At 68.4% G+C, this 19,828-nt stretch carries 19 protein-coding genes and 1 pseudogene; 11 read left to right on the top strand and 9 right to left on the bottom strand.

Features of this window, described 5'->3' with window-relative positions; genetic code table 11:
• Positions 1-49 precede the first annotated feature (49 nt).
• Entirely contained in the window at positions 50-700 is a 651-nt protein-coding gene (locus tag ACZ55A_RS15590) for an HAD-IA family hydrolase (RefSeq protein WP_468839702.1), read from the top strand.
• A 452-nt stretch (positions 701-1,152) separates the two neighbouring features.
• Positions 1,153-2,190: an HAD-IA family hydrolase gene (locus tag ACZ55A_RS15585; RefSeq protein WP_468839699.1), complete on the top strand. Its 1,038-nt coding sequence runs from the start codon at positions 1,153-1,155 to the stop codon at positions 2,188-2,190.
• 42 nt (positions 2,191-2,232) lie between these two features.
• Here ACZ55A_RS15585 and ACZ55A_RS15580 read toward each other — a convergent pair whose 3' ends face one another.
• On the bottom strand, positions 2,233-3,189 hold the full coding sequence (locus ACZ55A_RS15580; RefSeq protein WP_468839697.1) for an XRE family transcriptional regulator: 957 nt from the start codon (positions 3,187-3,189) through the stop codon (positions 2,233-2,235).
• A gap of 577 nt (positions 3,190-3,766) precedes the next feature.
• On the opposite strand from ACZ55A_RS15580, the gene ACZ55A_RS15575 reads away from it, so the two are divergent.
• From ACZ55A_RS15575 to ACZ55A_RS15550, 6 genes are read left to right on the top strand one after another with little or no spacing between them, the layout of a single operon-like run.
• Complete coding sequence (locus ACZ55A_RS15575; protein WP_397881669.1) at positions 3,767-4,669, top strand: dTDP-4-dehydrorhamnose reductase family protein; 903 nt, start codon at positions 3,767-3,769, stop codon at positions 4,667-4,669.
• 14 nt (positions 4,670-4,683) lie between these two features.
• Entirely contained in the window at positions 4,684-5,904 is a 1,221-nt protein-coding gene (locus tag ACZ55A_RS15570) for an SIS domain-containing protein (protein ID WP_468839693.1), read from the top strand.
• Positions 5,905-5,918: 14 nt separating this feature from the next.
• The gene (locus tag ACZ55A_RS15565) at positions 5,919-6,584 is read left to right on the top strand and encodes an RraA family protein (RefSeq protein ID WP_468839691.1); all 666 of its coding nucleotides are present in this window, start codon (positions 5,919-5,921) and stop codon (positions 6,582-6,584) included.
• 11 nt (positions 6,585-6,595) lie between these two features.
• A complete protein-coding gene (locus ACZ55A_RS15560; RefSeq protein WP_468839688.1) occupies positions 6,596-7,657 on the top strand; it encodes a DUF2332 domain-containing protein in 1,062 nt (353 codons plus the stop codon).
• 15 nt (positions 7,658-7,672) lie between these two features.
• The gene (locus ACZ55A_RS15555) at positions 7,673-8,449 is read left to right on the top strand and encodes a sugar phosphate nucleotidyltransferase (RefSeq protein ID WP_468839685.1); all 777 of its coding nucleotides are present in this window, start codon (positions 7,673-7,675) and stop codon (positions 8,447-8,449) included.
• The gene (locus tag ACZ55A_RS15550) at positions 8,424-9,236 is read left to right on the top strand and encodes an alpha/beta hydrolase (RefSeq protein WP_468839683.1); all 813 of its coding nucleotides are present in this window, start codon (positions 8,424-8,426) and stop codon (positions 9,234-9,236) included. The genes ACZ55A_RS15555 and ACZ55A_RS15550 overlap by 26 nt, the downstream gene beginning before the upstream one ends.
• 27 nt (positions 9,237-9,263) lie before the next feature.
• Here the strand turns inward: ACZ55A_RS15550 and galE are convergent, their stop codons facing one another.
• The 5 genes and pseudogenes from galE to ACZ55A_RS15525 form a co-directional block, all read right to left on the bottom strand.
• Positions 9,264-10,259 (bottom strand): UDP-glucose 4-epimerase GalE, encoded by a 996-nt coding sequence (gene galE, locus ACZ55A_RS15545; protein WP_468839680.1) that lies wholly within the window; start codon positions 10,257-10,259, stop codon positions 9,264-9,266.
• 351 nt (positions 10,260-10,610) lie between these two features.
• Positions 10,611-10,907 (bottom strand): annotated as a pseudogene (locus tag ACZ55A_RS15540) (transposase); the annotation flags it as partial.
• A 65-nt stretch (positions 10,908-10,972) separates the two neighbouring features.
• Complete coding sequence (locus tag ACZ55A_RS15535; protein WP_468839677.1) at positions 10,973-11,419, bottom strand: hypothetical protein; 447 nt, start codon at positions 11,417-11,419, stop codon at positions 10,973-10,975.
• 34 nt (positions 11,420-11,453) lie between these two features.
• Positions 11,454-11,993: a hypothetical protein gene (locus ACZ55A_RS15530; protein ID WP_468839675.1), complete on the bottom strand. Its 540-nt coding sequence runs from the start codon at positions 11,991-11,993 to the stop codon at positions 11,454-11,456.
• A 240-nt stretch (positions 11,994-12,233) separates the two neighbouring features.
• Positions 12,234-13,142, bottom strand: a complete 909-nt coding sequence (locus ACZ55A_RS15525) for a hypothetical protein (protein WP_468839672.1) — start codon at positions 13,140-13,142, stop codon at positions 12,234-12,236.
• A gap of 137 nt (positions 13,143-13,279) precedes the next feature.
• Between ACZ55A_RS15525 and ACZ55A_RS15520 the strand changes: the two genes are divergently transcribed.
• Positions 13,280-13,597 (top strand): hypothetical protein, encoded by a 318-nt coding sequence (locus ACZ55A_RS15520; RefSeq protein ID WP_468839669.1) that lies wholly within the window; start codon positions 13,280-13,282, stop codon positions 13,595-13,597.
• Between the two features lie 62 nt (positions 13,598-13,659).
• Positions 13,660-14,436, top strand: a complete 777-nt coding sequence (locus tag ACZ55A_RS15515; protein ID WP_468839666.1) for a hypothetical protein — start codon at positions 13,660-13,662, stop codon at positions 14,434-14,436.
• Positions 14,437-14,532: 96 nt separating this feature from the next.
• On the opposite strand, the gene ACZ55A_RS15510 is transcribed toward ACZ55A_RS15515, so the two are convergent.
• Complete coding sequence (locus ACZ55A_RS15510; RefSeq protein WP_468839663.1) at positions 14,533-15,054, bottom strand: NUDIX hydrolase; 522 nt, start codon at positions 15,052-15,054, stop codon at positions 14,533-14,535.
• Positions 15,055-15,137: 83 nt separating this feature from the next.
• Here ACZ55A_RS15510 and ACZ55A_RS15505 point away from each other — a divergent pair, with 83 nt between their 5' ends.
• Positions 15,138-15,557 carry an NUDIX domain-containing protein gene (locus ACZ55A_RS15505; RefSeq protein WP_468839660.1) on the top strand — a complete coding sequence of 140 codons (420 nt, stop codon included), beginning with the start codon at positions 15,138-15,140 and terminating at the stop codon, positions 15,555-15,557.
• Between the two features lie 590 nt (positions 15,558-16,147).
• On the opposite strand, the gene ACZ55A_RS15500 is transcribed toward ACZ55A_RS15505, so the two are convergent.
• Entirely contained in the window at positions 16,148-17,212 is a 1,065-nt protein-coding gene (locus ACZ55A_RS15500) for a hypothetical protein (RefSeq protein ID WP_468839657.1), read from the bottom strand.
• A 253-nt stretch (positions 17,213-17,465) separates the two neighbouring features.
• On the bottom strand, positions 17,466-19,643 hold the full coding sequence (locus tag ACZ55A_RS15495; RefSeq protein ID WP_468839654.1) for a hypothetical protein: 2,178 nt from the start codon (positions 19,641-19,643) through the stop codon (positions 17,466-17,468).
• Positions 19,644-19,828: the final 185 nt, after the last annotated feature.

The following is a 19,828-nucleotide window of genomic DNA, read 5'->3' as shown; positions in this document are numbered from 1 at the left end:
TCGACCTCCGCACCGTTGGAGGGTGAGTGGGGCGGTATCGTCAATGAACATGAAGTTTTCGGCCGATGCCATCCTGTTCGATAGTGACGAAACTCTGGTTTCGTCCATGAAGTCGGTTTTCCGTTGTTGGTCGCAGTGGGCGGAAGCTCATGGCGTCACCATCGCGGAGATCATGGAGGTTCAACCGCACGGCCGACCCGCCGCAGCCATCGTGGCCGACCTCCTGCCGGCCGAAGAAGTCGCTTCGGCGCTAGCCCTACTCGAACAGGCCGAAGTCGATGATGCCGCCGCAGGGGGAGTTGAGCTGGTTCCCGGGTCGCGAGAGCTGCTGTCCACACTCCCGCTGGAGCGCTGGGCCGTAGTGACCTCGGGTACGCGAAGGGTCGCCAACGCGCGGCTTGCCGCAGCTGGCGTGCGCCCCGCACACGTCATCACGGTGGATGACATCACCCGCCACAAGCCCGACCCGGAGCCCTTCCTCCTCGCTGCTCAGCGCTTGGGCGTCGAGCCCCATCGCTGCATAGCCTTCGAGGATGCTCCGGCCGGACTCACGTCTGCGCGTGCGGCCGGGATGGCAACGGTGGCGGTGACCACGACTCATGACGCCAGTGCCCTTGAAGCCGACGTGGTGATCCCCGACCTGTCAGCTGTCACTGCGTGCACCACAGAATCCGGCCTAGAGCTGACCATCGCCGTTTGAAGCCTCGGAGTGCCGGGCGGCCGGAGGTACTGGCTGGCGCGGAGAGTTGCGCATGGCGATAGGCATTGTCAAGAGTTGTGGATCAAGCCGTTGGTCATTGTTGAGGTTGCTCCCACTCGGTCCGGGGAGTTCGTACTCGACTTCACCGTGCTCGGAGCCCTCGATCTGCTCCGGCCAGTCCCCGGTGAAGCCCGAGCTCAGATTCGCCGGCTGACCCAAAGCCGGGCACATGAGCCAAGAGGCCACCAGCGTTCGCCAGTTGCGCCCGGGATCCGGGACAGCCGTCGGGCCCGTGATCTCCCCTCCGTGGCGCCCAACGCATACGTCTTCGACGTGAATTCAGCGTGGAGCCATGCAGGTTCGGTTGTCGGCCGTTGGGGGTGTATCTCGCCGGTCAGCCCGATCGGCCAACGCCCGGCGGCTCCCGGCCCGCAGCCGCCATACTGCCTCCCATGCCGATGCCGCACACCCCGGTTCCGCCGCTCACCGACAGGGCCTCCCTGCTCGCTGTCGATCTCGACAACACCCTGATCAACAGGGACGCCGCCTTCCGGTCGGCTGCTATCGCGTTCCTCGCCGAGCACGACCTGCCCCGCGAGGACGTCGAGGTCATCATGGATCTCGACCGGAGCGGACACGCCCCCCGGCCCGTCGTTGTCGCGGCACTGGCGGAACACTGGGAAGGAGCCGTCTCGCCGGAAACGATCGCCGGATTCCTGCACCGCGGCCCAGCTGCCCATGTCGCCCTCGACGAGCCGGTTCATCGCGCGCTACTCGCAGTCAGGGCTGCCGGGGTGCCCTGCGTGATCGTGACCAATGGGCGTGCCGACCAGCAGGAGGAGAAGATCCGAACCGCCGGACTCGACAGTCTGGTGGACGGCTGGGTGATCTCCGAGTCGGTCGGATCCCGGAAGCCTGACCCGGAGATCTTCCACGCGGCCGCTGCCGTCGCCGGGCTGCCGGCCCTGGATCGCGCCAGCACCTGGATGATCGGAGACGCCGGCCATGCAGACGTGCGGGGAGCGGTCGAATTGGGCCTGCGCAGCGTCTGGGTCTCCGGAGGGCGGTCGTGGGCGGAGACCTCGTTTTGGCCTACCCACATCGCGGTTGACGTCGTCGAGGCCATCGCTCACGTGCTGGGGGAGCGCCCCCGCCTGATCCGAGACCGGGTACCCGAACTGGTGTGTCAGGCCGAGGGACGCCTTCCGGAGGTGTACCAGGCGGACGCGGCCGAGTTCCGCACACGGTTGCGGGACAAGCTGCGGGAGGAGGTGACGGCACTCCTCGCCGCGGACCCCGCCGCCACGGGCGTCGGCGAGCAACTGGCGGAGGTCCTGGAGGTCGTGCACGCCCTCGCCGCGGACCTCGGCATCAGCCCAGCCGCCCTGCAGAGCCTCCGCCGATCCACGACAGAGGCTCGGGGCGCCTTCGACGCCCGCACGATTTGGACGGGCCGGTACGCGTCCTCACAGGACGTCAGCCAGCCGTAGGCCGGGGTCTGGCCGGACGAGTCGCCGTTCGTTGCCAGGCCGTCACGCGGCGACGGCCGACGACAGGGCTTCGTACCGATGGACCATGCGCTGAGAGCTGACGGCGCCGATCAGACCTTCGGCCTGATCGAGCAGGTCCCGTGCCATGTCGCCGTCGCCGCACTTGTGGATGGTGTCGGCCAGGTCGAGAACGGCATGGAGGTGGTCGCGCGGGTAGTCGGGTGAAGCCGCCTCGACGCGCCGGCTCAGGAAGGGCACGGCCCGCGACGGCTGGTCGCAGGCGAGCCATGCCCGGCCGGTGACGGCGTCCACGGAGTCCTGCGTCAGCCAGGTCGCCCACCACGGTGTGCGCTCGTCGGGAGAACCGAGATGGAGAAGCGCTTCGTCGCGGAACCGGAGGACCGCCTCAGGATCGTGCCGCTGCCCTGCGGCGTAGACGCGCCGTTCGGCGATCACGGCTGCCACCGCGGACGGCAGCTCCGGCGTCCGCGAGGCGATGTCGAGCAGTGCGGCAGCATCGTTGTGGTGGCCCAGCCACGCGGCCTGATACGCGGCGGAGGCAACGAGATTGGACGTCGCGTGACGAGTGGTCAGCGACGTGCCGGTCTCGCGGGCCAGCCGCATCCCGGTGTGGTAGACGCGCTGAGCCTGAGGGTGCCGGCGGGCGTCGAAGAGCATCCAGCCGACCTGCTCGCTCAGCTCGATGTAGGCGGTCTGGAGCCGGTCGACAAGAGGCCCGTGGCCGCGGGCCTGCGCGACTACCCGGGAGGTGCTCTGCCAGATGCCGAGGCCCCAGGTGAGGTCGCCGCTGGCGCTCCCGGTGGTGTCGTCCATCTCCCGGAGGTCCCGCACGGCGCTCTCGATCGAGCCGACGAGCTTTTCGTTCAGGCGCGTGACGCCCGGCGCGGCGGCAGCCTCCGCGACAGGTCCGAGCAGGAGCGCGAGAGCGGGCGCAGTGGCTGCCGCTCCGGTGAGCATGAGCAGGTTCCGGCGGTCCATGATGTCTCCTTGGCTGATCTCGTGGAGCAGAGCCTCCAGGGGTGCGTCGCCGGGGGCGTCGAGGTGACGGTGACGAGTGCGGGGACGAGGTGTGTCCCATCCGACGTCGGACGCGGTAATACACCGTCCAGCCCTGGCTGTGAGCACGGCCAGGGCGTCCGCCTGGTTGTCAGGCTGTGGGTGAGAGGGGACCTCGCGCAGCCAGGGGTAGGCCGCCTTCAGGCTGAGGGGAGAACAGCCGCGGCGAGCACGCCTCTCGTTGATGCGGGCGATGAGCTGCTCAGGCCGCATCCCCAGTTGCTGCAAGAGGGCGGCGAGCACGGTGGCCGGCGGTGCGTCCAACGCTGCTGGCTCCATGGCACTCCAAGTCCGGCGGGGTCCTGGCCGGAAGGTACCAGCGCCGCGGCATGGCGGCAGGGGAGAGGACAACAGGACTTGGTGTACGTACACCGGACGTCAAATCCGGTGTCCGTTAACCGAGTTGGTGTGTGCACCTCGTTCACCGCAAAGACCTCTCGCGCTCACGAATCCGCCTCCGCTTGGCTGTCTCACCTCACAGACTTCGTGGAGGTGAGTGATGCGAGCAGTGATCTTCGGTGCTTCCGGTCTGCTCGGGCGCAGCGTGGTTTGCGCCTTCAACGACATGGCCGTGACGGGCACCTGCTTCAGCCGGACCGCCGGCGGGCTGGTCACGGTCGACGCCACGTCGGCCGACGACATCGAGCGCCTGCTTTCGCGGGACCAGCCGGACGTCGTCGTCAACTGCGTGGGCGAGCGCCGGCCCGAGGTGTGGGCAGAGACACCGGCTCAGGCCCGGGGCAGGAACGTCGACGCGGCTCGGCTGATCGCGGAGGGCGCCTGTCGGTACGGGGCCCGGCTCCTGCACATCTCCAGCGACTACGTCTTCGACGGGAAGGCGGCGCCCTACCGGCCCGACAGCCTCCCGAACCCGCTGAACGTCTACGGCCGGTGGAAGCTCCTCGCCGAGCACGCTGTGCGCGCCGCCTGCCCGGACGCGGCGATCCTGCGGCTGCCCGTGCTCTACGGGTCCGCGCAGTTCGCCGCCGAGACGAACCTGACTGAGATCGCCCGCCAGGTCAGCGCCGGGGTTCCGATTGAAATGGACGACGTGTGCGTCCGATACCCCACGCACGCGGACGAAGCCGCCGAGGTGTGCCGTCGGCTTGCCGGGGCGCTCCTTCGAGGGCAGCGCCAGGGATCCGTTGCCCACTGGAGTGCGGAGCAGGGCCTGACCAAGTACCAGATGGCCCAGCTGATCGCGCGCAGGTTCAGCCTGTCCGCCGGTCACATCCGCCCCGGGGAGGCGGACGCGGCGTCCGGTGACCGGCCGGTCGACTGCCGGCTCGACTGTCACGACCTGCCCGCGGCCCTCGGCCCGCTCCGCCGCCGGCTGTTCGGCACCGAGTTTCCGCCCGTGGTGGAGCCCTGGCTGCTTTCCGCGCGTCCCGCTTCGAGCTGAAGGAAGGACCCACCGTGACTTGCACTGTGTACGAGGACTTCGCCCGCGCGTACCTGACCGAGGTGGCCGCTGCTGTCCGCCGCATGCTCACCCGCGGCACCGCGGCCGCCGACCTGCTGAGGATGGCCACCGACAGCGGCGCCCAGGTTCGCGCCTTCGGCAACGGCGGTTCCTCCGCGATCGTCCGCTCGGCCCTCCTCCAGTTCCACGCCCACTCCGGTCTGCCGGTGAACGACTCGATGATGAGTCCGGCGACCATGGCCTACAGCGCCCAGCGGCAGGACTACCGAACGGTCTTCGCCCGGTCGCTCGCCACGGACATCCGCCGGGTGGACCTGGTCGTCGTCGCCAGCGTCAGCGGCCGGTCGGCCAACATCCTTGAGGCCGTCCGGCTCTGCGCGGACAACCGCGTGCCGGTGCTGGCGCTGGTGGGCGCCGACGGAACCCAGATGGAGCCGACCGACGGCATGGTCTGGGCGACCGGGACGACCGACCAGCAGATCAGCGAAGACGCCATGCTGACCGCTCTGACCCTGGCGACCGCCACCGCGCTCGACCCCCACAACGAGCCGCTGCCGGCCGGCCAGGAGCGGCACCTGCAAGCCCTGGCCGCCGTGGACACCGTCCTGCTGGCAGGCTTCCTGCACGACGCCACTGAGGCCGTCGCCGACGCGATCCGCAGCAGACGCCGGATCTACGTGCTGTGCCCCGACGGCGGCCCCCTCGCCCTTGCCGGCGAGCACTTCGCGCACAACCTCAGCTGGGACGCGCCCCTCGGCGTCGAGGGCGTGCAGTCGCCGCTCGTCATCTCCGACCCGTCGCTCGCCGACATGAGCGCGATCTACAACGACCACCCCGACCCCGCGCACGGCGTCCGCTACCAGCTCAGCAGTGCTTCCCCGCAGGACGTGGTCTTCCTCCTTGCCTACGACTCGGCCAGCAGGACGACCCAGGAGGCCATCAGCGCCGCTGCCGCGGCAGGCACCCGGCTCTTCCTCCTCCACCGAGACGGCCCCGGCCGACCCGGTACCGGTCAGAGCTTCACGCTGCCGGCAGTCGACAACTTCGCGCTGGCGGCCCTGGTGCAGTCCATCGCCCATCTGGTCTGCCGGGCCACGCGCGCCGCGCTGGCGGCGGAGCCCGGCGGTCCGGCCGTCGGGCTGTTGCCTGGCGACCTCATGGCGCAGGACCTGGCGCCGCTCCGAGAGCTCTCTGCCACCCCGCAGTCCCTGTGACGAAAGGTCCCACCGTGTCCGCACGCGAGATCCACACCATGTTCATCCGCCCCACCCGCAGCGAGATCGCCGCCCTGTCACGCCTCCCGGTCGCGTCGATCGTGGACGCCCTCGGCAAAACCGGCGCCCTGTCGTGCTGCCTGAAGCTCCAGACCCCCGGCCTGGTCCTGTGCGGCAGCGCCGTTACGGCTCTCGGCCCGGACGTGACCGTGCGCCGCGCGGCGATCGACCTCGCGCAGCCCGGCGACATCGTCGTGGTCGCGGCCGGCGGCAGCAAAGAGCGGTCCTGCTTCGGGGGCGTGACCGCCGAGCACATGCAGAGCCGGGGCATTACCGGCGTCCTGGTCGACGGCATGGTCCGCGACCTCTCGGAGCTGCGTCGCATCGGCTTCCCGACGGTCGCCCGCGGTGCCACCCCGCTCAACTACGACTACCCCGCCGGCCGCAAGGACGGCGCGGTCAACGTCCCCGTGGACATCGACGGCGTCCGCATCACGCCCGGAGACGTCGTGGTCGGCGACGAGGACGGAACCGTGGTCGTCCCCCGCGCCCAGGTCGCGGCCATCATCGCCAAGACCCAGGACGCGCTGACTGCCGAGGAGAAGAAGTGGTGGGCCCGCCGGGGCCAGAGTCTCGGCGCCGTTCAGCAGCTCGCCGACGCCGGCTACGAGATCGTCTGAGGAGACTTCCCGTGACCGAACACGCCCATCTCGCGGACATCTTCGAGCGGTTCGCCACCCAGCAGGCCGCGGGCAAGTCCCCGCTGTACGCCACCCTGTCCCGCACGGTCGCCCGTACCCCCGAGCTTCTCGACCTCGCGGCCGGCACCCAGCCGGGACAGCCGGCGCCCAACATGCTGCTCGGGGCCGTCCACCACATCCTCCGCCGCGGCGTCCAGCACCCGCTGGCCACCTACTTCACCGGCCACGAGGAACTGCACGAGGCCCGCGCCGACGCCCTGCTCACCGACTTCTGTCGACGGCACACCGGGCAGATCAGGCGGATTATCTCGACCCGCTCCGTGCAGACCAACGAGGTCAACCGCTGTGCCGTCCTCGTCCCCGCCTTCGCCGCGCTGCAGCAGCAGCTCGACGAGCGCCCGATCAGGATCGTGGACGTGGGCGCCAGCGCCGGTTTGAACCTGCTCTGGGACCTCTACACCTACGACTACGGCGAACACCGGCTCAGCCTGCCCGCCAGCGATCCGGACACGGTCCTCACCTGCGAGATGAAGGGCGCAACGCCGCCTCTGTCCCTGGACATCGCGGGGTTCGTCCGGCCGGTTGGGATCGAGCTCAGCCCGGTGGACGTCACCGACCCCGAGGCCACCGATTGGCTGGTCAGCCTCACCTGGCCGGAGCAGACCGCGCGGATGCGCACTTTGAACAGCGCTCTGGCGCTGGCGGCGCGGACCCCGCCGACGATCCTGGCCGGCCGGGCCGAGGACCATCTCGCCGACGTCGTCGCCCAGACTCCGGCCGACCAACATCTGTGCCTCGTCTTCTCGTGGTCGATCTACCAGATCTTCGGCTCACCCGGCGGCCGGGAGCGCCTCTCCGACACCCTCGCCGAGCTGAGCCAGCACCGCCCGCTCCACGAGATCTCCATCGGCCACTTCGGCAACCCCACCCCCCGCATGATCATGGCCACCTACGACGGAGGCGTCAGCCGCTCCGACGTCGTGGCCCACTGCGACGTGTACGGCACCTGGCTCGACTGGCTGGCCAAGCCGGCCAACCAGCCGGGCACCTGACAAAAGAGGAGAACCATGACACGCACGATCACCAGGGCGGTCGTGGCCGCCGGCGGGGCAGGGACCAAGATGGCCCCGGTCACCAGGATCATCCCCAAGGAGATGCTGCCCGTCGCTCGGACACCGATCCTGGAGCACCTCGTCCACGAACTGCACGTGGTCGGCATCAGGGACGTCCTCTTCGTGATCTCCTCACGCAAGAGCCAGATCCCCGCCTACTTCGGCAGCGGCGCGGCATACGGCATGGACTTCTCCTACCGCGTCCAGGACGACGGCGCCGGCCCTGGAACGCCCGTCCTCGCCGCCGAGACATGGACTCAGGGGCAGCCGTTCGTCCTCGCCTTCGGGGACAACCTGATCCGCGCGGCTGCCGAAGGCGAGGCGCCGCTCCGGCGCCTCGTCCACGGCGGCGCTTCGGACTGCTCCGTCCTGACCCGCCTGTTCGCCGCGGACAGCGTCCCCCCGCACGAGACCCTCCTGGGCGCGGCGCACCCGCCCAGGTCAGAACCCGGCCCGTACGCCATCGACTTCGACAAGGACCTCCTGGACCACACCGGCGCCCGGTGGGTACACGCCTGCGCCGCACGCTGGGTCCTCGGCCCCTTCGTCTTCGAGGCCCTGCGCGCATGCTCGCCTCGCCCCAACGGCGAGCTCTACCTCATCGACGCGGTCCGGCGCTGGATCAGCGCAGGCAACGAACTCCGGGCCGTGCCCCTCCTGCCGACCGAACTTCGGTTCAACTGCGACAACTGGGAGACCTACGCAGATGCCGTCGCCACCCTCCGGACCTGAACGCCCCGCCTCCCCACCCCGCCGCACACACCGCCTCGACGCCACCACCCGCCCCGCGGGCACCCGGATTCCCCTGGAGAGCCCGTTCCAGAGGCCCGGCACCCAGGTCACGATGATCCTGCCCAAGCAGCCCGTGCGGAGGGTCGTGCTGGCCCTGCCCGTCGAGAAGGGCGACGGGCAGAAGTACGGCCACAGCCTCGACGAGATCGCACGGCTCCCCGCGCACCTGCGCGAGGGAACCGCCTTCGCCGCGCCGACCTTCAGCGAGTCACCCTGGCTGGTCAACCACGCCACCCGAGCCGACGGCCGGCAGGAGGACCATCTCGTCCGCGTGGTCATGCCGACCGTCCTCGCCGTGCTCGGCGGGCAGGCTCGGCCGCCGGTACACCTGCTGGGGTTCAGCAAGGGAGGCTTCGCAGCCCTCAACCTGCTGTCGCGGCATCCCCGCCTTTTCGCCGTCGCCAGCGTCTGGGATCCCTCGCTGCTCAGCGAGCGGCCGCCCCACCCGCAGCTCGTAGACGTCGCCGGCAGCACCGCGCGGCTCGACGAGTACGACGTACGGCAGAACCTGCGCCACCACGCCCACGCCCTGCGCGGAGCCCGCCGCATCGCGCTCGGCGGCGTCGGCACGCTGGAGGCCGATTGGATCGCCGGCCACCAACTCCTGGGGAATCTCGAAATTCCTCACCACGCTTACCGGGACGCCCCGGCAGAACACCGTTGGGACGTCGCATGGCTCGCCCCGGCCATGGGGCACCTGCTCGCCCTCGAAGCCTGCCTGCGCTGAAGCCAGGGCTACCGGGGCGAGAGGAAGTCAGTCCTTCAGCATCTTGTCGCGCACCGGGATCCAGTCCAGGGCGGAGCGGATGCCTTCCTCCAGGGACAGCTTCGGCGTCCACCCCAGCAGTTTCTCGGCCCGGTCGCTCTTGGTGTACCCGCCGGCGACGTCACCAGGCCGCGGATCGGTGTCGACCGTGGCCAGGGGCGTGCTCACGACGTTGTTGAACGCCGTGCACAGCTCCCGGACGGTGGTGCCAGAGCCGGTGCCCAGGTTGATCGCGATCGACGGCTTTGACTCGGTGAGGATCGAGTCGAAGCGGTCGATCGCTGCGATGTGCGCCGCGGCGAGGTCCCAGACGTGCACGTAGTCGCGGATGCCCGTCCCGTCGCGGGTCGGGTAGTTCACGCCGGTGACCGGGAACGGCGTGCCCTCCTGGTGGGCCTGGATCAGCTTGCCCAGGGCGTGGCTGGGCCTCTTGAGCTGAAGCCCGGTGCGCAGCAGGGGGTCGGAGCCGACTGGATTGAAGTAGCGCAGCGACAGCACCCGCATCTTTCCGGCTGCGGCGATGTCGGCGAACATCTCCTCGCAGACCGCCTTGGTTCGCGCGTAGGGGCTCTGCGGCGCCAGCGGCGAGTCCTCGGTGACGGGGGAGCCGTCCTCAGCCTGGTAGATGGAGGCCGAGCTGCTGAAGATGAGGCGGTCGCAGCCGTTGCGGTTCAGGTGGCTGACGAACGCCAGGCTCTTGGTGACATTCGCCTCGTAGTAGCCGATCGGGTCCTCGACGGACTCCGGCACCACGATCAGCGCCGCACAGTGCACTACAGCCGAGATGTCCGGGTGCTCCGTGAAGATCCGGTCGATCAGGGCCCCGTCCGAGATGTCGCCCTCGTAGAAGATCCGCCCATCGGTGAACTCGGCGCGACCTCGAACGAGGTTGTCGAGGATCACCGGGGTGATGCCCGCGTCCAAACAGGCCGAAGCGACGGTGCTTCCGATGTAACCGGCTCCCCCGGCGATAAGGAAAGACACAATGATTCTCTTCCCGGCCTCGTTCCAGACCCAGTAGGCGACCGGCAGCAAGGCTAGCGGAGATCCGCAGGGGCCGCGGCGGTTGTGGCCAGTGAGGGACCGGGACGCCGAGGAGATCCGCAAGGTGCTGTGGAAGGCCAAGCGCAAGGAGTTCGGGAAGTCCGGCGGCGGTTAGTACTGCAACCCCATGTGTGGGTCGTGGCCCCGGCGTTGGTAGTGGCAGCGGCGGGCTCGGGCTCGGGCTTGGCTTCGGCGTCGGAAGTGTGACCAGTGCAGAAGGCGCTCGTTGGCATGGCGGCGAGGCGTGACGATGACGTGCCCGATCATCCGGCGGACCTTCGGGACGCTGAGTTCGATCATCAACGCGGCCGGCCCGATGGTGTGTTGCATCCTCCACGCGAGCCGGGCTCGCACATGGGCCGGGTCCCACGGGCTGGAGGTGATGAAGTGGGGCAGGGCCTGCCGGTTCCCGTCCTCACCAAGCCGGGCGGCCATCAGCTCGACCGACTTGCGCCCGCCGCCCGTCAGCAGCCCGCGCAGATACACCGATCCCCAGCGACGCTGATCCGCACGCGCGAACGGCTCGAACACATCCGCCGCGAAAACCTCCAGATCACACCGGACCGCAGCCAACTCCTCAGGCGTCACAACCGATCAACGGAACAACCGATCATCCGGACACGCCACCGACAACTGCACCTGACCAAGCCCTACTAGGAACCCGTGGGCGCCTCGGCCAGGAGCCAGAGCGTCGTCTCCGAGAGCAGTTCGGGCTCTGGGGGCCATTGCGCAGGCAGTTTGCGTCCAGTCAAGGCCCCAGCGTCCTGCAGCTCGGCACCGGGGGCGCAGATGGCGGATAGGAGCCCAGTGAACAGCCCAAGTCCGTAGGCGTGTTCGGCGTACAGGGCCTCGTCGGGTTGCGGGGGCTGTTGACCGTTCTTCACAGCGGCGGCGTCGTAGTGCGCCTGCGTGATCTTCACCGCGTGGAGGAGGTTGTCGCCGGTGAGGAATACGGTGAGCTTGGTGATGTCATCGATCATCCGGGCGGGCTCGCCGTAGTCGGAGGTGAGCAACAACTCGGTATCCGCTGGGCCGCGATCGGCGACGTCATCGAGACAGGCCAGTAGCAGGTGGACGGTGCCGGCGTCGTCGATGACCATGCCGAGGCCCGGGGCAGGCATGGTCTCGGGGAGGTCAGCGGGAACGTGGTCGATGGCGGTCGCCTGTAGAGGCAGGGTATTCAGGACACTGTGGCGGCCGCCGCTGCGCCAGGCTCCAAGGGCTGCGATGCGGGCCCCGTCCCGTCACTTCTGCGTTGGCGAGCATCCGCGCGATCTGGATCGGAAGGTTTCCGAACTCCTCCATGACGACGTCAAATGGGTCTACGTAGCTGGCTTCGCCGTCGGGTGCCGTTCCTTCGATGACGTAGCGGAAACCGCGCGGCGTGGTCTCGTCGTCCAGGACCTTCCATGACGCCCCGTGCTCGCGAATTCCGACATCCGCCACATACGAGGCCAGGTCATTGTGCAGGGTTACCCAGTCATCCTGCTCGAATTCGTCGAGTGGCAGCTTGGATGCGTAATCCTGCAGCGGGCCGATGAGGATCAGCGCGTCCTGCTCGTATTGCTCGGAAGGGACGTTAAGCATGTCGGCGATCCCGAGCACATTCTCGTGCGCGTCCTGGGCCCACTGTTCGAGGTTGGCCCGCGCCTGATCTGCCTCGGAAATCTGCATTCCTTCTCTCCCTAGTGATGTTCCACGAATATGATACCGGCCTCCTGGAGGTAGTCGCGCAATTCCTGTGAAGGTCTGCGTGAAGAAACACCCACCGCGGGTCGAATCCCGGGTCCATTCTTCGCAACGCCACGTCTTTGTGGATCTGTTCCTTGATGTGCTTGCTGAGCGGCACCTCGACATGCTGGGGCGCATGCTGGCCGGGGGCTACCTCGACCATGCGGTACTGCTGGTAGGTCTTCACCTCGACCCCGAGTGTCCGGCCGTCGGGCAACGGGACTGGTACGTCGACCTTCCGCCCGCCGGTGGCGGTGACGGGGTACTTGGGGGCCTGATTCGTGGGGACGGGTAGTGGGTCTCGGACTGGCCGCCGTACATCTTGCGGACGTGGTCTTCCCCTGTGGACCAGCGCTTGCGCTTGTCGCGCATCTTCCGCACCTGCTCCAGCGAGGGGCCGCCGTTGCCTTTCGCCAGTTGCCCTCGCCGTGGAGACGGTGGGAGAGCGGGGACCTCGTCACCGTTTCCGGTGCGGAACATGCGTGATGCGGAGCCGCGCGGCAGGCGCCCGCCGCCGGCCATAGCGAATCGTGGGGCGCCTAAGCCCAGGGATTCGAGGTGCATTCCGTCGAAATTCCTGAGTACGGTCTTGAGCTCGCCGGCTTCCGAAACAGCTCGCGCTGTACGGGCCGCGCCTCCGATGGCGCCTCCCATGAGGACACCGGTGACGCCCGCGTCTTTGATCTCGGCGACGTTGATGCCGTGCTGATCGCCCAGCAGATTCCTGCCGCCCTGTGCGACGACGACATCGACGGTGATCGCTTCGAGGCCGCCGATGGCAGCGGTTGCCAGGACCGTTCCGGCGATCTCGGCAATCGTGGCCGACACGTCGACGCCGGCTGTACTGGCTGCCGCGATGATGGCTTCGGTTGCGCCGGCAGCCGCGACTTCGCTGATTCCGCCGGTGAACAGGGCTAGCGCGGTGCCCGCAACGAGGACCACGCCGGCAATCTCCAGTTCGTGTTCGATCTTCCGCTTCGCATCAGCGATCTGGTCGAACTTGTCCAGCGCCTTGGCCGTGTCCCGGGCCGCGGACGCCAGATCGTCCAGATATCGCTTGCCCCCACCGTGGTACTTGCGCCAGAACGTCACCCTCAAGCGCCGGCTGGATCAGATGACACGAGAACACCGCTCGCTCCAAGAACGACTCGAAGGTTCCCGCTCAACCTGAGGTTCGCCGAGAAACGCATCGCCGACCTCGAAGTCCAACTTCTCGAACAGGGACAACCATGACCGAGCAGACCACCCCCGGCACGATTCCGCTCGACCGTCAGCAGGCCGAGAACCTGGCCAAGCTCCTTCGCCAGATCGAGCAGTTCCTCGATGAGTGCGATGAGCCTGTCGAGGAGGCACTCCGCCCACCTCGGTCTTCACCCGGCGAGCGAGGCGTTCAGCGCGGCCCTGTGCTTCCACGCGGACAACATCGAAGCCTTCCTGGCGGGCGGCGCAGAACCGTCACGGACATCTACACGACGCATCACCGCAGTTCAGAGCCAATCCGAACCCGTCGAGAGTCGGTAGGGGTGACGAGGGTCGACGGCATGTGACGAAGTCCCGTAGCTTGACCGGGAGTTCAGCAGCCGGTGGACGAACGTGACGGGGCGACGACATGGCAGGGCACGATCTGATATCGCGGATGCGCGACCACGGACTGACCCCGCGAGCGGGTGAGTTCAGCGAGCGAGACACCACAGACGGCATCTTCGGACTCTTTGAGCACGTTGGCTCCCACACCGCACGGCTCGTTCATAGCGCCCTGCTGGCTGGAGTGGAACCAGTTCAGCGGGACAGGATCATCAGCGGACACGAGCTGTGGAGCTGGACCCCGAACGCGAACCCAGGGCCCGACTTCGGCATCCTGAACGCCGACGACCGAGTCCTGGCCGTGTTCGAGCACAAGCGTGACGCCTACAGCAACGTCACCTCCTACGGAACCTTCCAAGGCCGCAGGCGTTTCAACGACGCCGTGGCCCAGTCGCTGACCATCCCGGAGCACACCCCCGGTATGCACACGCCAGAGGAGTGCCGGGGTTGCGAAGCACACTGGCACACCGGCCTTCGGAACGGCCGATGGGCTGCTGGAATGCCGCAAGTCGACTTCTACCGAAGCACTCCCGATAGATGGGTCAGGCCATTGAAGGATGGGGGCGGCAGCGTCCATCTGCCTGATCCCACCGAAGTTCTATGGGTCCTCCTCGACCGCCACGGCCGCACAGCGGAAGAGGCATTTCCCCATGCGCACACAGCAGCGGAATGGCAGACGACGAGCTACCGCGACTTCGCGCTTGGACTCTGGACCGCATACGAGTACGCGATGAACGACACGGCCGTCCCGATGGGTGCTGAACATGTCGGCAGAATCCTAGAAATGATCGTCTACCCATGACCGCCCGTTCGCCCACGGCCCGGTGGATCTGATGTCGCCGCAAATCACCCTCCCCCAGCCTGTTCCCGCGGTCCGCCGAGTGAAGGACGCCGCAGATCAGCGAGCGGAGACCTCACGCAGCCAGCGCGCGTGCTGACGGACACGCGACGCGTCCTCGGGGAAGTAGCTGGCCCAGTCCTCGTTCAAGGACGTCCACGCCGCCGGCTGTCCATTCTCTGCGACCAACGGCGTTGCAGCATCCACGATTGCGACGAACGACAGCCCAAGACTCGCCGACCACTCCCGGCGATAGGAGCGCACCGTGGCTGCGGCAGGTTCCGGCAGCAGTTCCGCCTCGATGCCGGTCTCCTCGAAGAGCTCGCGGCGCGCCCCCTCTCGGGGCGTTTCCCCTGGCTCAACGCGCCCACCTGGCGGGACCAAGCCCCGCCACCGATGCTGAACCAGCAGTATCTGAGCGAGATCCTCATCGAAGACCCACACCTCTGCGGCAAGAGGCTCCGAAGGCGCCTGGCCGTTGGCGGTGAGCCACTGGCCGGCGCCGTCGAACTCCATTCTTGCCAGCCGGACATCCGCTACTGCGGCCTCTACCACCCGGTGATCAAACGCATCATGAATCACCGAGACAACATAAGGCGAGGGTCTGACAACAGGCTGGCCCCGGACAACGTCCCGGACGCCGACGCGACGCATCGACGCAGGCCATGGACGATCCGAACGCCACACCGGTCGGTGAAGGCAGCGACTTCTACCTGCAGCGCCGCCGTGTCCTGCATCTGCCCGGAGGAAGCGGCGAAGGCCAAGATCCGCGCGATGCGGCAATGCGGGAGCTGGAGGAGGAGACGGGCCTGGTCGCTGGTCACCTGGAACTGCTCGGTGTCGTCGATCCGTTGCCCGCGATCACGACCGCGAGGACGCACCTCTTCCTGGCCACCGGCCTGCGGCCCGGAAGTGCACGCCGCGACGACACCGAGATCGGCATGACGGTGCAGTGGTGGAAGCTCGCCGACGCCATCGAAGCAGTCCGCGCCGGCCGGATCACCGAAGCGGGCAGCGTGAGCGCACTGCTCCTCGCCGGGCTGGCGCAGCTCACACAGCCAGGGACAGTTTCACCGACTGTGTGATGTCGCGTCCGCAGGAGGCGACCAGGATTGGGTGGAGTTCGGTCAGCAGGTCGACAAGGGTCCCCACATCTTTCGCGGCTTGCTCGAAATGAGACCATGTCCTGACTTTCTCGGGCAAAGGCCACTCTCGCGACATCGCGCGATATTCCTGGCTTTCGCCTGCTCTCGCATCCCGGTCGCAGTACTCCACCCAGTTGGAATGAAGGGCCCCAAGGCGTGCCGCTACGGCTTGGGTTCGGGACGCAAGGGGGGTCAGCTCATGATGTGGACCGACGTCGACCACAAGTTGACGCAATGCGTCAGCCACGTCGTTGCTGAACGTGACGGAACCGCCCACCACGGTGTCGGGGTGCCACTCCTGGGCGGGAGCTAGAACGGCGGATACAGCCCAAGACGTACCTGGGCTTTCCACGCCGCTGCCCGCGCTACCGCTTTCTTGCGGCCAAACAGCATCTCGCGATCCTCCCGCAGGGTTTAGGCGTCTCATTGTGACAACAGGCCATGGCTGACGTCACCCGTCGGGCTCGGGTACGACGTCCTGTGGAGTCTGCAGGCCCGTCGGTGGCAGCACGCGCGTCACCGAGCCCTGACTACGCCGTCGCAGCCGTGCACCGGGCGATGACCAGCGGCACGTCTTCCTCTCGCAACGCGAGGTGGTGGGTGGGTTCGGGGTCGTGCAGGTGCGTCGTGAGGACGATCTCCCACAGCTCGGCGCGCTGGTCGTCGCTGTAGTGCTCGGTGAGCTGATACCAGTGCATGATCACCTGCCAGGTGAAGCGCTGCGGCGCAGGGCTGGCCTGCCAGTCCATCTGAAGGTGGTGGTGGTCCTTCGCGGAGGCGATCGTGCGGCGCAGGTCGTCGGGGACGGCTTCCGGGTTGCTCGCGCGTTCCAGGATGTCGGCAAGGTCCTTGGCGCAGGTCGGCCGGGGCGGCAGCGGATCGTGGAGGCCGGGCGGGGGCCCGCCTTTGAGGGGTCCTGCCGGCCGCCGAGGCCAGCGGTGATCGTAGGAGCGCTTGAGCTGGTGCGCGTCGATCGGCTCCGCGTCTTCAGGGTCGTCGAGGTCGACGACATACCCTTCAGGCCCGACCATGGTCTGGGTGTCGTCGTCGGCGGCCCAGCCGGATTGGATCACGTAACCGAGGTGCCCTTTGAACTCGCCGCCGGTGACGCGGACACGTGTGAACTTGGGGAAGCCGCCCTGCTGAGCGATGATCGCGGCCTGGACGACGGCGGCCGACCAGTTCGTGCAGACTTCGATTGCCGGGTCGGGCAGGCCGGATGCGATTCCCCGGCTCATGCCGCCCCACCGAGGTTCCGGAGAGTCCGGCACCCAGTCGCTCTCGGCGCGGTGCGGCTGGCCCAGAAGTACGGAGCTGGAACCTCTCGTGGGGGCCTGGGGATCCCAGGTACGGGTCAGCCAGCGCCACGTCTCGGCCACCGGATCGCCGGGCGCTGCGGTACGGGAAAGGTCGTGGCCAGCCCCTGGCAGCACCCTGTTGACCAGGGTGTCGACGCGCCGGTCATCGGCAAGCTGCCACAGCACCGCATTCCACGAGATCGATGGGACCGGTTGGTCGTCGCGCAGGTGCAGGGCGTACAACACCATCGCGATGATGTTGCGCATCGCGACGTCGTCCCAGCACGTCTCGTCCATCCCGCCGATGTTGCGGGCGGCGGTCGCCTCGGTGGCGCGTCGTACGGCGTCGCCCCACGGATCGGCGGCTGGTGTGTGAGGGGGCATCGGCTGGCTCCTGCTGGGCTGTCGGTGCGTGGCCTGGAAGACGAATTCTGTGAACGTACCGGCGGGCCTGGCGCGTTTTCGAACCGTGGCGCTGCCGGATCGGCGGCGATGCCGGGTCTCCCGGGCCAGGTCACGTACGTGTCCAGGCCGCGGGCGCGGCAGATGCTCAGAAACGGATCATGTAGAACGATCGCTCGCCGAGGATGTGCTTGAGACCGAGGGTCAAGGCGGACTCGCGACGGCCGTCGTGGCCGTCGACGGGGCGGTCGGTGCGCAAGTGCCGCCACAGGCGGGCGATGGGGTCGTCGGCGGACTCGAGGTCGTGGCCGAGTCCTGTCAGTCGTGCACCCCACCGTCGTGGAACGTCCGCCGGGTCCTGGACGTTTTCGCCCGTATCACCCAGCACCAGCAGGCTGCGGACGTCGTCCGCGCCGATCTGGTCGACGCTGGTGTCCGCCTCGCGGGCCAGCAGGTACAGGGCGAGGGCCAGTCCTGCGCAGCCGTCGCTGATGCGCCCATCACCGACGTGGTAGCGCTCGAAGCGGTGGCCGGCCACGTCCAGGGTGCGTTGCCAGGCGTCCTGCCACAGCTGCGGGCCGCCTTCGGCGCGCCATTGCTGGAGGCGGTCCAGGACCGGCTGCCGGGTGGGCGCCCACCGGTCGCTCTCCTCCTTCAGATCGGCCACGAGGGTGCGCACGGCGTCGGCCAGCCTCCTGCCGTCCGTGCTGTCGCGTACGGCTGGCGTGGACAGGGCGTACAAGACCTGGAGGAGGAGCAGCGTCAGGTCGCGGCCGCCGTGCCGCTCGGGCAGCTTCGGCTTCAGGGCCGCGGTCAGGGCCTCCGAGAGGTCGTTGCCGCTCAGGTCGATGGCCTCGACGAGGGCGATGTCCTTGTTGTCCGGGCCGCGGTACCAGCTGGCGGCGCGAGCCTTGTGCTTGCGCTCCCGGTACTCCGCCAGCGGGGGCAGGAGGCGGCGGGCCGCGTAGGCGGGGTCCGCCTCGCACAGGATGAACCGCTTGAGCAGGCGGCGGCCCAGATCGTCGGGGCCGGCGTCGAGGGGCGACATCATGGTAATGCCGCAGCGGCAGTGCAGGGTGAGGGGATCACCCCAGCGCCCCTCGGCGAGGAAGGCGTCGCGACTTTTGCAGGCCGGGCATGCCAGAGCCTCCAGCCCAACTTCGTGGCCGTAGTTGGGCTCGCTGATGCTGGAGTCCTCGGAGATCATCTCGTTGACTCGCGAGATGCCGGCGTCCCACCGCTCCACAAGGATCCGGCCGGTGTTGATCTGCCAGGTGTGGTCGGCGGGGTAGCCGGCGGGGGCATCCTCGACGGGCTCGTCCTCGCGGTAGCCGATGCGGGGCAGGGCGACGCGACGCCCTTCCTCGGGGGTGGGCGCGGCAACCTGGGGCCGTGCGCTGTCGCTCAGGGCGGAACCTCGGTGCGCGATGGTGCACTCGTGATCAGTCTCGCGCAAGCCGTAGGGGCAGTCCTTCACGTGCATCGTGATCGTGTGCCGGGCGAAGGCGCACAGGTCGGCGAGGAAGTCGCTGTTGCTCCGGGCGAGGCGCTTGACCGGCACGGTCATGTCCTCGGTATGAGGCGGGGCCGCGAAGGTGCTCAGGATGGCCCCGGCCTGCTCCGGGGCCTGGAGCGCGGGCAGCGCGCGGGTGAAGACCAGGTCGATGAACTGCTCGACGGTCACCTGGTCCTGGCGGGCCTGGTGGTGGAGCACTGCGCCCAGCAGCAGTGCCAGCGCGTGGACGCCGTTGCCCGGCAGTCCCGCCTCCTGTTGCTCGAACGCGTACCGGTCCCACTTCTCGGTGAACTCCCGGCGGGCCACCGGCGCGGTCGTGAAGGCCCACTCGACGAGCAGCGCGCTGATCGCGCAGCACATCTCGGCCAGCGTCTCAACGTCGTCGATTCCGGTCGCGTTCGCGATGGTCAGCTGGCCGACGAGCAGTTCGATGGCATAGCTGGCTGCGGCCCGTCGCTCGGGGGCCGTGAGCTGCTCGCACACCTCGGTCAGCGGTTCGGCAGCCGTGATGGCCCGCACGAGTCGTTTGAACTCCGGCGCGGCCGGGCCGAACGGGTCGCCATCGTCGGTCATGTATGAGGGGAGTTCGCCTCGGTTCACGCGCAGTGCGGTCAGCCGCGACACCTCCACCAGGCGCGCCACACAGGCCGGATCGGCCGCGACGTCATCCAGCAGGCGGTCCACACACTGTGTGCAGCCCTTGATGGCCGCCCCCGTCAGGGCGCCGAGCAACTGCTCGTTAACCGCCCGTCCTTCGGCGTTGGTCGGGCCGCCGGGCAGTTCCACCGGTTCGTGCTTGTGCGCCCCCATCGCGGGCCCCTCTCAATCGACTCGACGCCACCCTAGTGCCGTGCCACTTCCGGCCTCGATGCCGCCTGAGCAGCCTGGCCGTACAAGCGGTAGCGCCCGCTGTCCGGCTGTCCATCGATGACTCCCGTTACCCCGCACCGCTGGCCTAGCCGAGTCGGACGTCAGGCGATCGCAGGCGCGTGCAT

This window comes from Streptomyces sp. NPDC034111, assembly GCF_055575375.1.
This window is presented reverse-complemented; position numbering and strand designations above follow the sequence as displayed.